Annotated in this window: 8 protein-coding genes and 3 pseudogenes; 4 read left to right on the top strand and 7 right to left on the bottom strand. The window is 43.1% G+C overall.

Going from position 1 to position 13924, the window contains the following annotated elements; translation table 11 throughout:
- Window positions 1-73 precede the first annotated feature (73 nt).
- Window positions 74-379: pseudogene (locus tag RMX98_RS35085) on the top strand (ISKra4 family transposase); the annotation flags it as partial.
- A 308-nt stretch (window positions 380-687) separates the two neighbouring features.
- Here the strand turns inward: RMX98_RS35085 and trpE are convergent.
- From trpE to RMX98_RS35070, 3 genes are all read right to left on the bottom strand, one after another.
- A complete protein-coding gene (gene trpE, locus RMX98_RS35080; protein WP_322677919.1) occupies window positions 688-2241 on the bottom strand; it encodes an anthranilate synthase component I in 1554 nt (517 codons plus the stop codon).
- A 94-nt stretch (window positions 2242-2335) separates the two neighbouring features.
- Window positions 2336-2761 carry a photosystem I reaction center subunit II gene (locus tag RMX98_RS35075; protein WP_322677918.1) on the bottom strand — a complete coding sequence of 142 codons (426 nt, stop codon included), beginning with the start codon at window positions 2759-2761 and terminating at the stop codon, window positions 2336-2338.
- Window positions 2762-2897: 136 nt separating this feature from the next.
- A complete protein-coding gene (locus tag RMX98_RS35070) occupies window positions 2898-4907 on the bottom strand; it encodes a DICT sensory domain-containing protein (protein WP_322677917.1) in 2010 nt (669 codons plus the stop codon).
- 554 nt (window positions 4908-5461) lie between these two features.
- On the opposite strand from RMX98_RS35070, the pseudogene RMX98_RS35065 reads away from it, so the two are divergent.
- Window positions 5462-5937, top strand: a pseudogene (locus tag RMX98_RS35065) (amylo-alpha-1,6-glucosidase); the annotation flags it as partial.
- Between the two features lie 86 nt (window positions 5938-6023).
- On the opposite strand, the gene RMX98_RS35060 reads toward RMX98_RS35065, so the two are convergent.
- From RMX98_RS35060 to RMX98_RS35050, 3 genes are all read right to left on the bottom strand, one after another.
- The gene (locus tag RMX98_RS35060) at window positions 6024-6704 is read right to left on the bottom strand and encodes a hypothetical protein (protein ID WP_322677916.1); all 681 of its coding nucleotides are present in this window, start codon (window positions 6702-6704) and stop codon (window positions 6024-6026) included.
- 161 nt (window positions 6705-6865) lie between these two features.
- A complete protein-coding gene (locus tag RMX98_RS35055) occupies window positions 6866-7195 on the bottom strand; it encodes a DUF2973 domain-containing protein (RefSeq protein ID WP_322677915.1) in 330 nt (109 codons plus the stop codon).
- A 305-nt stretch (window positions 7196-7500) separates the two neighbouring features.
- A complete protein-coding gene (locus tag RMX98_RS35050; RefSeq protein ID WP_322677914.1) occupies window positions 7501-7818 on the bottom strand; it encodes a DUF2605 domain-containing protein in 318 nt (105 codons plus the stop codon).
- A gap of 428 nt (window positions 7819-8246) precedes the next feature.
- Between RMX98_RS35050 and thrS the strand changes: the two genes are divergently transcribed.
- The gene (thrS, locus tag RMX98_RS35045; RefSeq protein ID WP_322677920.1) at window positions 8247-10082 is read left to right on the top strand and encodes a threonine--tRNA ligase; all 1836 of its coding nucleotides are present in this window, start codon (window positions 8247-8249) and stop codon (window positions 10080-10082) included.
- A 477-nt stretch (window positions 10083-10559) separates the two neighbouring features.
- Entirely contained in the window at window positions 10560-10991 is a 432-nt protein-coding gene (locus RMX98_RS35040; RefSeq protein WP_322677913.1) for a hypothetical protein, read from the top strand.
- 823 nt (window positions 10992-11814) lie between these two features.
- Here the strand turns inward: RMX98_RS35040 and RMX98_RS35035 are convergent.
- Window positions 11815-13924 (bottom strand): annotated as a pseudogene (locus RMX98_RS35035) (HEAT repeat domain-containing protein); the annotation flags it as partial.

Genomic DNA, 13924 nt, shown 5'->3' with positions numbered 1-13924 from the left:
ATGGGTCAGCCACTTTATATAGTACATAAATACTATAAAATAGCGATCACGCTGTGCCAGTTGCGTAAGTCCTGTATGGAAAGGCCGAGTTGAGGAAGCTAAAGCCTTATTTACTGGTTGCAAGGGTAAACAAGCACAAAATTTTTGTCATTATCTCGATAAACATGGCGATGCCTTCGGCGGGCTACGCCTACGCATCATCAATTACGAATATCATCAAGCTGAACAAATTTGTTCGATTGGTTCTGGTTCCGTTGAATCTGCCGTTAAGCAGGTTGACCGTCGAACTAAGATTTCCGGAGCGCAGTGGAAGCGGGAAAATGTGCCTCAAGTCCTTGCCCATCGTTGTGCTTACCTAAATGGATTATTGTCTGTTTGAGCCACTTTAAAAAGTGAGATGCTCCCAGAGGCAATAGGATTTCAGAAGATTAAGCTATACCGAATCTTGTTCAAAATCAAATATGAGTCCTATAGAAAAATGAACTAGGATTAGGGAGATGAGGAAGTAGAAAGAAAATAATTACTGATTACTAACTATTGACCAATCCCCAGCGATGCACTGAGTTTCGACACAACGACTCCCTTCTCTACGAGAGGCTGCGCCAACGGCTCCGCTCAGAGCAAGTCGTTGTGAGTCGAGATTCAACTATCGCGCAGTCGAAGTGTCCCCAGTCTCCAGTCCCCAGTTCAACGCAAACAACGAATCGCCTCTAATAAACCTCTAGCTTTATTCAGCGTCTCTTCGTATTCTTTCTCTGGCTCAGAATCAGCGACCAAACCTGCACCAGCTTGTACGCTAACTGTATTATCATGCACTACCATTGTGCGAATTGCGATCGCAGTATTTAATTGTCCTTCAAAATCGTAATATCCATATACACCGGAATAAACACCCCGACGGCTAGACTCTAACTCGTGAATAATTTCCATCGCCCTAATCTTGGGTGCGCCGCTTACCGTACCTGCGGGGAAGGAAGCTTTTAGTAAATCCCATGCTGTTTTACCCAGTGCTAATTTACCCACAACATTGCTAACAATGTGCATCACATGGGAGTAGCGCTCAACTACCATTAATTCATCAACTTTGACGCTACCACTTTGACAAACACGCCCCAAATCATTCCGCCCTAAATCCACAAGCATCACGTGTTCGGCAACTTCCTTGGGATCTTCGAGTAAATCTTGAGCGAAGGCTGCATCTTCCTGGGTGGTTTTACCTCGTGGCCGTGTTCCGGCAATTGGCCGTACCGTTGCTATTACTCCACCATCAGAATCGCTTTCGGCTTTCACCATCACTTCAGGACTGGAACCAATGATTTGCCAATTTTGGAAGTTAAAGTAAGCCATGTAAGGCGAAGGATTTATCTGACGTAGGGAGCGATAAAGGGCAAAAGGGTCGCCTGTGTATGTTGTTGATAGTCGCTGGGAAATTACTACTTGAAAAATATCGCCTGCTTTAATGTAATCTTTGGCCTTGTCAACGCTGGCACAAAAATCAGGGCGGGTAAAATTACTCTTATACTCCTCTGCACCTCTGCTCTCCCGGTTACTGAGCGCAGTCGAAGTATGCTCCTCTGCTCTCCTGCTCCCTGGCGGATTCCATTCCAATCGAGTTTTTTCCGGCGATAAGGGTAGAGATAGCTTTTCGAGCATTTGAGTGACGCGATCGCACGCTTGTTGATATGCTGCTTTTAAATCTACTTTCTCTTCACGTAAATCAGCATAAGCGATCGCCCAAATTTTCCGCTTCACCTGGTCAAAAATCAATAAGTGGTCTACCTGCATCCACAATCCATCAGGGATATTTCGCTCATCTTGTGGATAAATTGGTACACGCGGCTCAATCCAGTTAATTAATTCATACCCCCAAAACCCAAACAAACCGCCAATTCCTGGCGGTAGCTGTGGTAATTTCACTGGGTGATAAGGTGCTAAACATTCGGCTAAAGCTGCAAAAGGGTCGCCTGCAAAAACGACCTGCGAACCATCGCGGTTTTTCTGAATCGTGCGATCGCCCCTTGCTTCCAAAACCCACACTGGATCGCAACCCACTAAACTATAGCGTCCTAGTTTTTCCCCACCTTCGATCGATTCCAACAAAAAGCTATAGGGCTGACCTGCACAGACTTTATACCAAGCAGATACAGGCGTATCGAGGTCTGCCACCCATTCTTGATATACCGGGACGAAGTTGCCTTGTTGCGCTAGGGTAGAAAACTGGGAGAAATCCGGAAAAATCATTATTTTTCAAAAGTAATTGGTAATTGATAATGGGTAATGGGTTTTTACTTACCAATTACCCATTACTAATTACCCATTAGCTATTAACAGCTAGTTACGGAGCGTCGTAGGTAGTAACACCGCTAAACTTAACTTTAGAGGGGCTGGTGTTTTGTCCGATCCGACGGTCTACATAACGCACTTTGTCACGACCTTCAGTTACCTTTTCAGGGAAGGTACCATCAGCTGGGTGAAGTAAAGTGGTTTCTCCGTTGGGTAAAATCCGGTAAACTTTGTAATCTGTAATTTTGAGTTTCCGGAGTTGCTGACCGCCCAAAAAGATGCCATATTCTTTACGAGCTATATACAGCAGGTTTTCACCTTTCCGCATAGTAGCTGCACCACCTGTAGGCAATTCAAAAACTTGCTCTTTCGGGCTAGTCCAAGTAATAGCGTACTTTTCTTCCGCTTCTGCTTTTTTTAGCAAGCCACCAGTGCTGCCAGCAAATAGCGGGGTTTGTCCAGAGAGTGTTTCTGCCATAAGTCATTCTCTCAATGTTTTTAGGGAATCGTAACACCGCAACCAGGATCATGTTGCGATCGCGTTATAGACTGTAACAGTTTTTAGTCATTTGTCCTTTGCCATTTGTGAATAACCAATACCCCATGCCCAATTCCTATTTACTCTTGACTTTTGTCCGCTTTTCCTCTTTGCTACTCTGAACAATCGGGATGGTGAAGTGAAACTGACTACCCTGGTCTTTGCCGGTTGACTCTGCCCAAATTTCCCCACCCCAGCCATTAACAATTTGACGGCAAATTGCTAAACCGAGTCCAGTTCCGCCAGTGGTGCGGCGCAGCGCTCCCTCTTCTTGATAAAAGCGGTCAAAAACTATTTCTAAACGATTCGGTTCAATGCCGCGTCCAGTGTCAGCTACAGTCACCTCGACCATTTGACGGCTGTTGTAAATCGCTTTAATCGTGATTTCTCCTTGGGGTGGCGTAAATTTAAACGCATTGTCCATAAGTTTTGCCAGCACTTCTACTAGCCAATCACCGTCAGCTTTTACCAGAGGTAGGTTTTCGGCAATTTGAGTTTTGATTTGGGGCGGCTTTTCCGTTGAGGAACGTGTGCGATTTCGGCTAAGTGCTAAATCCACACACTCTTGTAAGCTGAGTGATTCTGGATGCCATTCCACCCGACCACTTTCCAAGTTAGAAAGTGTGAGGAAATCTTGTACCAGTTTTCGCATCCGCTCTGAGTCGGAAAGAGCGGTGTTGAGCATGATTTGCTGCAACTCTAAGGGCATATCCGGCTCACTAGCGAGACTTTCTAGGCACACTTGAATTGTAGATAGGGGAGTACGCAGTTCGTGCCCGGTGATGGCTATAAGGTTGCTGCGGGTGCGGTCTAGGGCTTCTAGCTGCTGATTAAGTTCTTCTAGGTTAGCGTAAGCTTCCGCTTGGATGAGAGCTGCTCCTACTTGGGTGGCGATCGCTTCTACCAAATCCAATTCTCCTGGTTGGCACTCGTGCGGTGGCATTCGGCAGTAATGTAACTCTACAATGCCCAATAATCGCCCCTGATAGAAAACTGGTTCCATCAGCCAAGAACGAATGGCAAACTTTTTGGCAAGTGTGGAAAGTCCTGGCGATTTGGTAACACGGGGATCACTTAGCGTATCGCTCACACAAACACCTTCGGCTCGTTCCACGATGTCCCGAAATAGGGAATTTTTCTGTAACTCCCAGGTTTGTCCACAAACAGATAAAATACCGGGAGTCAAAAACTCGTGTTCAATTATGGCTTGGCTATCTGTGGCTTGAGCGCGGTAAATTAAACAGCGACAAGCTTCTAGGTGTTGCCCTAATTCTTGTGCCGCCACCTGGAGAACTTCGTGAGGATCGAGCGATCGCCGAATTGCAGTACTAATTGAGTTGACTAATCGTTCTTTTCGTGCTTGGGCGGCAATAGAACGGTAGGCTTTGTGCAATTTGTACTGGCTAGCTTGCAAATAAGTTACTAAGCGCTGCACAAAGGGATCTGTATCAATGTCACAGGCATACTCATTTATTTGTTCGGCTCCAGAGAGGTTTCGCGGCTCCCCGATGCCAAATCTCTGACGTGCCTGTTGAATTTTACTTGCCAGTTCTGGTCTATAAACCAAAACCCTATCTAACAGCAATTCGGCGGCTTTCAGGCTAACTCCCCTTTCCGATGTCCAAATTCCCTCAAATCTTCGCGCTGTGTCTATATCCAGGTTAGGGCTTAGTTCCGGCAGCTGCTTGTTTTTGGCAAGAGAACCAAGGTTTTCTCGACAAACCAGACAAGTAGCGTAATTGTCAGCAATCACTACCAAATGCCACTCCTGACTTAAGCCATCCGTTGGCTCAAAAGCCACTTTTTCGTAGTGTTCCGAACTGTTAGCGAAATCCGTTTCTGGAGCTGCTAATACGTATATTTGGTTACTGCGTAAAGCAAGTCGCAGGTAGCGATGAGCTTCTTGGCGGTAGAATCGCTCTCGCTGGAAACTAGCAATTACAAGGGGTTGAGCTAAAGTCGCAGCCAAAACTTGATCTTCCATCGCGTGGGAGAGCGCCGTTAGTGAAGCTTTAAAATATAGCTGGGGCCGCAAGTAGGGTAGGGACTTTAGCAGATCACTCAGCACAAAAGTCGAAATGCTCATGAATTATTGTTAAACGCTCAACCTCGATCAGATCCACGTCACAGCTGCATTGTACAAATTCCAATGGACTCTCAAGTTAAATCGATAGTTGCGATATGTAAAGAACGCTAAAAAGCGCTTTTCGCCAAAGCAGGCGCAACACTTCGTTACCAACTAGGAGGAATGCATACAACTTGATTTGTTGATTGACAACCTACTACGCTCAATATACATTCTCGATCAACTTATGCTTTTAGTTGCACAAGTAAAATCTTTGAGAAGTAAGTATTAAGATGCTAGTTACTGTATGATTTTAACTATTGTGTCCAGTACTAACCACGGTTGATTTATTGCCTAGCCCCCACTTAGCCTAGCCCGTCGTAGACATTGCCTACTTTACTGACGTTGATTGAATAAAATTTGTTACCCAAAAATTATTCTTGCGACATTCACATAATTTAATCTCACGATTAGTGATTAAATTTAATAGATTAATTAATTATCATAAATTAGTCTAATGAAATACCAAAGATATTTTAAGACAAAATCCTAGACTGAGACGGGAAGTAGGGAGTGTGGAAGACCAAGATTTCTGCGCCCTGGCTTTGGATGGAGAAGGCAAGCCAGTGGACAGTATTACCTCAAATCCTGGTCATTGTCTGCATTTGGGACTTTTCACAAATGAAAAAGCTCATAGTGTAGCAGAACGGTTGCGGGCACCAGATATGTTTAATGGTTGGGGAATTCGGACTCTAAGTAGTTTGTCACCTGCTTACAATCCAATGGGTTATCACATTAGTTCGGTTTGGCCCCATGATAACGCTCTGATTGCAATGGGATTGCGATCGCTGGGTCTTATCGATCAAGCCTTAGAAATATTCCAAGGTTTATTCGACATGACTCAGCAGCAACTTTTTTGCGGCTACGAACGGAACGGTGATAATGCTCCAGTGCAGTATCCAGTGATTTGGAATTCGAGCGTTCTGGGACTAAGACTGCTTGTCGCGTTGCTAAAAAACGCGGCAATCTGCGGGTAGTTATCGAAGCATAAAAAGAGTTGGGAGTGGATAATTCACTACTCCCTATTTGATGATTGGTGCGATCGCGCGCACTGCTATCCATTCCAACAATCCAGTGTTAGTCTACTTCATCGCCAGTGTGTAGAGTTCTCAAAAGCTGCTCTGTCAGCTCGATCAATTCAGATACAGAATTTTGCGTAAGTTGTGTAGTTTTGAAGCCATGAGCAATAGAATTACGTAATGGGAGTGCATTCATTAGTAATTGATACTCAGATTTTGAAATTACACCTTCAGTTGCTAATTGCTTTACTAAGTAGTGTGGATCAAATCTTTCTAAACTTAGCTCTTCCTTTTGGGCAATAAGTCTCAAAGTTGCTTCTACCAAAGACCAAGAATATAAGATGGCTGATTCTGGATGTTGCGTTGTAAGTTGCCTTGCTACTTGCAACTGTGATTCTATTTCATGTTCTTGAAGAGAAGTCTCTGCTTTGGGAAAATACGTTGTATCCTCCGGGTTGGTCATTACTAATTCAAATCTCCAACCAGGATGTTTTTCTACTGCTTGAGCTAAATTACCTAAATATTGATTAGAAGAAGAGTTAAGTGAAGAGCGTGACTTGACTTCAATAACTACATTTTCTTCTCCCCGACGTACTATCATGTCAGGGCGATAGTGATTAAGGAAGTCAGGCAAGTCTTCTGGATTTGGATGAAAAAAAACTTCGTAACCCTTATCACGATACTCCTCTGCTAGTTTCAGCAATCGCTCTCTTTCTAAGTTTGCAGTTGGAGTTTCCATCAAGAGCCGAGAATAACACAATGTTAATTTTCTAGCCTAGCGATGCGATCGCCTCAAATTCAAAAATGCTAATAAATTTCTACTCAAAAAAATTAAGGATGTAAAAACAACAACCATTTACACCCAAATTGCTAACAGACGCGATTAATCGCGTCTCTACATTATGCTTCTTCTGAATTATCTCTTTTATGTCCTGGGGATGCTTCGTAAAGTGCATCAAGATGTTGACGCGCATCTTCAACGTTAATCGAACGCATTACCAAAAGTGGTTCTTTAATTAAGTTTCCAGCGTTATCTAATAACTCTGGATGGGGTACAAACTGTTTTTTTGATGAATAATAACCAGAGTTACGTTGGTTATTCATTGGCGAGGAATTCGTTGGGTAAGTTCGCTCCCGATCGAAACTGAACATAATCAGGTTACGGATTAAGTTGCCAACAGCTATAAATGCAAGGATTGTAAAAGCAAGAATGTAAAGCAGATGTAACATTGGATTTTCCTCCGAACAGCAATTTTTAAAACTTTATTTTGTAACGCTTTGTTTCGCCGATACTGTACTCACAGCTAAGACGAGTATTCTACGCACTTTTCAGGCGCTTACATTTATATGGAGCTATTTGTCAACCGTTATTTCACTTACGGTAGCATAGGATACATTGTTTTGCTAATCCAGTTAATGTTAAGAAATTGTTAAGAGTTTTTTACTATCTTTTTAACGATTGATTTACCATCTTGCGTTGACGCTTCCTGGGTAAGTCTTGAGACATCGCTAAGTTGTCTGCCGAAATTTAGCCCTTAGACTTCACGTCCTTGACGAAAGCGCATTGCGACATTCCAGCATTCTGTTACTAATTCATGCCAAGGCATTAACGTTGCCATATCAATTCCGACTTGTTTATCAGTTGCATTAAATAGCATCTTCGCCGTATTTAGTTCATCCTGTGCTTGCTTAACCCGCAAGAGCAAGTCAGATTGCTCTTGGTCACTCATAAATGAGAGTTCCTCAGTTTCGAGTAAATGGCGCGATCGCGTAAACCAATGCTGAAAATCTTCCAGCAACGGATCTAAAACCGTTTTCAACAACTCAGTCCCTGGTAAATTTGAGTCTGACATAAATGAGAGCGATATTTCAAACTTGCTTACTAATATTAACGTTATTTACGTTTCTTAATACTTTTTAGATTTCTCTCATAATTTGTTGATGTAAAATTTTGTAACAAAGAGCACAAAATTTATTATATAGTCTTGATATCTGGTTTGTACAGTGCCTTTGGACAGGCATCTATAGGCATATATGACAGCGAGTTGCAATTCATAAAAGAATTTAGCGATGTTTACGATGGGCTACGCCTATGCGGGCAATCCTGAAATTGACACTCAGGTAACAAATCAAAAATTTATCTTTATCCCCGATCACAAATTAAGTCAGTAGTTGGAAGATAAAGCTTAACTGGCAAAAATCAAAGTAGTTATAGTTGAATAAGCCTACAGATTCAGATAAATCACCTTTTGTAATCACCTCGCCAACGGTTCAGCAGCCAATGTCGTCAAATTCATCAAATCAGTCACAACAGTCAGAACAAGTTGAAAAAATTTATTTACCGCGTACCAGCGAATCGGAGAACTTAAAAAAGATTCGCCACACTGCTTCCCATGTTATGGCAATGGCGGTACAAAAGCTGTTTCCCAAGGCGCAAGTTACAATCGGCCCTTGGATAGAAAACGGTTTTTACTACGACTTCGACAGTCCAGAACCATTTAGCGAAAACGATCTTAAAGCCATCAAGAAAGAGATGGTGAAGATTATCAATCGTAAATTACCAGTAATTCGGGAAGAAGTCAGCCGCGAAGAAGCCGAACGCCGGATTCAGGAAATTAAAGAACCTTACAAGCTAGAAATTCTGGGAGATATCAAAAACGAACCAATCACCATTTACCACCTGGGGAATGAATGGTGGGATTTGTGTGCGGGGCCCCATCTGGAAAATATCAGCGAATTAAATCCGAAAGCAATTGAACTAGAAAGCGTTGCCGGCGCTTATTGGCGTGGGGATGAAACTAAAGCCCAATTACAACGCATCTACGCCACCGCCTGGGAAAGTCCAGAACAACTCGCTGAATACAAACGCCGCAAAGAAGAAGCGTTGCGGCGAGATCATCGCAAACTTGGTAAAGAACTGGGTTTATTTATATTTTCCGATCTAGTAGGGCCGGGTTTACCTTTGTGGACACCTAAAGGCACTTTGTTGCGGAGTACTTTAGAAGACTTCCTCAAACAAGAACAGGTAAAACGGGGTTACTTATCTGTAGTAACACCTCACATTGCCAGAGTAGATTTATTTAAAACTTCTGGACATTGGCAGAAATATAAAGAAGATATGTTCCCTTTAATGGCAGACGATCAAGAAGCTGCTGCACAGGAACAGGGCTTCGTGATGAAGCCGATGAATTGTCCTTTCCATATCCAAATATATAAGAGTGAGTTACGCTCTTATCGGGAATTACCGATGCGACTGGCGGAATTTGGAACTGTTTACCGCTACGAACAATCAGGCGAATTAGGCGGTTTAACACGAGTGCGCGGTTTTACTGTAGATGATTCTCACCTATTTGTTACCCCAGAACAACTCGATAGCGAATTCCTCAGCGTGGTGGATTTGATTTTGTCGGTGTTCAATAAGCTGCAACTGAAGAACTTTAAAGCTAGACTCAGTTTCCGCGATCCTGCTAGTGATAAATACATTGGTGACGATGAAGTTTGGGACAAAGCTGAAGGTGCAATTCGCCGTGCAGTTGAAACCTTAGGGATGGAACACTTTGAAGGGATTGGAGAAGCGGCTTTTTATGGGCCTAAACTCGACTTTATCTTTAGTGATGCCCTAGATCGGGAATGGCAATTAGGAACTGTACAAGTAGATTACAATTTGCCAGAACGCTTTGAGTTGGAATATGTCGCCGAAGATGGTGTTCGCAAACGCCCTGTGATGATTCACCGCGCGCCTTTTGGTTCACTGGAACGGCTGATTGGGATTTTAATTGAAGAATATGCGGGTGATTTTCCTTTATGGTTAGCGCCAGTGCAAGCTAGATTACTGCCAGTGGGTGATACACAATTAGACTTTGCTAAAGATGTGGTGGCGAAGATGCGTGCATTGGGCATCCGTGCAGAAGTTGATACCAGTGGCGATCGCTTGGGTAAACAAATTCGCAATGCAGAGAAAGAAAAAATACCCGTGATGGCTGTGGTGGGAGCTAAGGAAGTGGAAACTAACACCTTAAGTATCCGTACCCGCGCCTCTGGAGAATTGGGAGTTATCCCTGTCGATGAGGTGGTAGATAAGATGAAGGATGCGATCGCAAAGTTTGAGAATTTCTAAAATCTAACCGCAGACGCACACTAATTATAATTGGTGTGCGTTTTTTTCGTGGATTGGAGCATTAGCTAGCTGGTAGGTTTTGGTAAGGGTGCGATCGCGTTCTACTTACAAGTTGAAACCCTAATTTTGCAGTAAATTTTAAACTTTCTGCATAAAGTAGAATTTTACAAAGAAAGCAGGGGGCTGGGGAGTCAGGGAATCAAAGTTATGAGGTGAATTCACAAATATTAAAAACTCGTTAACGGAGTTTAGAGGTGGATTCATCCAGTTCAAATACTCATTTTAATTTTAACTTTTCACGGCATTTAGAATGTCAAAAAGTATCACAGACAACAAAACTTTTCTCCTCCACCGCACTTAAGAAAACTTTCTGATTTATTCAACACTGATAGCATAGATTTAAAGACTTGTGGAATCTGCTCTTCGTAAACAGACTGGACTTGCATAAATTAATGTCAATAATTTTTGACTAACATTATGAACCGCTTTACCTCTATTTTGCTGGCCGGCTTGATAGCATCTGCATCAGCTTTGGCTATTTCTCCAAAAGCTGATGCTAATACACCAGCGTATGATGTTGCTGAGTTAGATAACTACAGCTATCAACGCAACGATGATGGTAACTACGAACGTCATAGTCGTCACTACAGAAATGGTGATTATGACCGCCAGAACGACCTTCGCAACATTCGTGATGATAACTATCGCTATGAACGCGATCATAATCGCCGTTATCACCGGGACAATAACCGTCGCTATGACCGCGATAATAATCGCCGCTATGACCGGGACAATAATCGCCGTTATGACCGGGATAATAACCGTCGCTATGAGCGCGACAATAACCTTCGCAACATTCGTGATCATAACTATCGCTATGAGCGCGATCGCGACTGGGGTCGTGGTTAATCCCTATGCCTATTTATTAAGCTCAGTTCATATCATGTCCGCCTGATTGCTTATTAAACCCGAAGAACCCCACCTCGCCAAAGCTATGCTTTGTCTCCCCGCTTGCGGGGCTACGGTGTACACACAAGTCTGATAACCTAGCCCCACAACGTTTTGATCCCCCCAACCCCCCGATAAATTGGGGGGCAAAAAGCTCTCAAAGTCCCCCTTAAAAAGGGGGATTTAGGGGGATCAAACCACATTTTGCACTTGGCATAGAGATGTGTGTACACCGTAAGTTTGCGGGGAGGGCGATTAAGGGGTGGGGTTCTTTTCTTATGCTTAATTTGGCGGACATGATATAACGGAGTTCAAAGACTCATTAATGAAGTTCAGAGGCTCATTAATGAAGTTCAGAGGCTCATTAATGAAGTTCAGAGGCTCATTAATGAAGTTCAGAGGCTCATTAATGAAGCTAAAAGACTCATTAATGAAGTTCAGAGGCTCATTAATGAAGCTAAAAGACTCATTAATGAAGTTCAGAGGCTCATTAATGGAGCTAAAAGACTCATTAATGAAGTTCAGAGGCTCATTTTAATTAAATCAAAAATTTATCTTTACACTATAGGACTCATATTTGATTTTTGAAAAAGCTCAGTACAACTAGGAAGCTTTATTTCCCGTTGCCTATTGCCTATTACCTATTCCCTGTCTACGCAAATAAGTATAGCTACGCCAAGCTGCGCGAAGAGAAATCAAAGCGGATTCCTATATAAGTCTCTTTTTTAATTACGAATTACGTTAGCATCGCGGCGTGTAGCCCATTACCAATTACGAATTAATATCACGCTCTTGGCCGTAACAATTGCACAAAGGTATCACTCACAGTATGGTCTTTGGTATCGGCGGCGTATTGAACTAATTTTTCCTTCAGTTCTTTAGCAGCATCTAAAGGTAGTAGTGTTGCTAGCAAAAAGTAGACACCACGAAAGCGGGGGTCGTCCATGTGGTCAAGGAGACGGTTTTTAGCTTCCTCACTCTCGCCGAGAAAGTTCTGCACCAAAAAGAAATCCATAATCTTGTCGTGGCGGAAATACCATTCTCTCTTAGCTTCGCCTTTTTCGTCTTGCCACTGACGGCTGACAACCATTTTATATTTATCATCTTCCAAAGACTGTAATACTTGGTAAAATTCATCCGCAGGTAACGCCTGTTTATCATTCAGCCGCATTTGATAGACAGCATCGGAGAATTTTTTCAGGGGAAATTCCTGGTTCCACTCTTGCAAGTACTCTGCTGCCATCAAATTATATTGATGTTGTTGCAAGTGAAATAAATCGGGGTATTCGCCTTGGGATAACATCAGGGCTACCACAGTTAAATCCATTGGATTAGAGAGAACTTTCTCAATCGCGCTTAATTCCTGGGGTGATTGCTGATTAGTGAGGGCTTTGGTTAAAAAACTAGCAGTGGCTTGCTCATAATTAGTACCTTGAACTTTGGCATTTTTGGGCAGTCGTGGCTGACGGGAAATCAGAAATTGCTGAATTTGTGGTTGTTCAAGGGGAAGCAATTTATATATTTTGGCTGTTGAGGGTGGTGTCCACTCTAGGGGTTGGGTGGTCATGATGATGTTACCCCGAAAATAGCTTTCAGCAAACTGACAGATTTTTGCCCTAGTGTCGGCGGTAACTTCATTGAGTCCGTCAATGCAAATATCTAATGCGCCACTGTAAATTAAATTCTTGAGAAAATCAGCATCTTGTGCTTGTCCGTGCAGCTTCGCTTGAATTGCCTCAATTACCCCTTTGTCACACTTGTGGGCAGGTAAATAAACCACAAGCCGCCCAGAAGTTTTTACCAAATAGCGCAGATACATTGACTTACCCAAGCCAGAGTCACCTTCTAAGATGACTTGTCCTTTGATGTTAGGTAGCACTTGGGTAATTGGTACGGGTTCGTCTACACCGGGAACTTTCACTTTAGAATTTGGGAAGTAAGCTTCGGGGTTAAAATTATCTAACCCGGCATCGGCTAGTAGGGAAGGCTTGAAGGGTTCAAATAACTTTTCGCGGAAAAAGGGAACCCAGGTGAGAATTAAGCCGACGTAGCCGATACCGAGAATACGCCTCACCCAAGGATTCCAGAAGAAGATGGCTTGAACTTGGGGAAACTTGGGGTAAGCAAAGATGAGGACAAGCCAAAAGGCAGCATGAATCAAAATAGTAGTTCTGGCGTTGAACAACCACTGCCAAGTTTTGAGGTTAACTATGACTGATTGCAGTGAATCAGCTTCGTTGTAGCCAGCGTCTTTGAGGTTTTTGTGGTGAGTTTCTAAAATAACAATATCTTGCGGTTCCCAATGGACTTTTCTGGCAACTACAGCTATTTGCTTGGCTAAGTCTTCTCTTAACCGTGGTAAACCTTGACTCGGTTCCCAGACTTGGGCAAAGATTTTGAGAGTTTTATCACCGCGATCGTGGCTTAATGAAGTAGGAATTGTTTTAGTGTCAGGAAAACCCAGCCATGTGAGCAATGTTTTGACTTCATCAGTACCGCCACCAAGAAAATATGTCAAAAATCGCCACTGTGCAAATTCTGATTGACCTGCGTAATAGATGCTATCTAGAATTACAACAATATTATTCAGGTTGAATTGTTCTATTCTTCCCAATGCCTCTGCTGCACCTCTACGAACATCATTGTCAACGGTTTTATCCTTGAGGATGTCAGCGATGTCTTTGACGTAGGGTTTACCAGCCTCTCCGAGATTTCCCAATGCCTCTGCTGCACCTCTACGAACATCATTGTCAACGGTTTTATCCTTGAGGATGTCAGCGATGTCTTTGACGTAGGGTTTGGCAGCCTCCCCCAGATTTCCCAATGCCTCTGCTGCACCTCAACGAACATCTTTGTCAACGGTTTTATCCTTGAGGATGTCAGCGATGTCTTTG

Source organism: Nostoc sp. DedQUE02 (genome assembly GCF_034531035.1).
GTDB lineage: Bacteria > Cyanobacteriota > Cyanobacteriia > Cyanobacteriales > Nostocaceae > Nostoc.
Note: the sequence above shows the minus strand (reverse complement) of the source record. Positions and strands in the feature narration are given on the sequence as shown.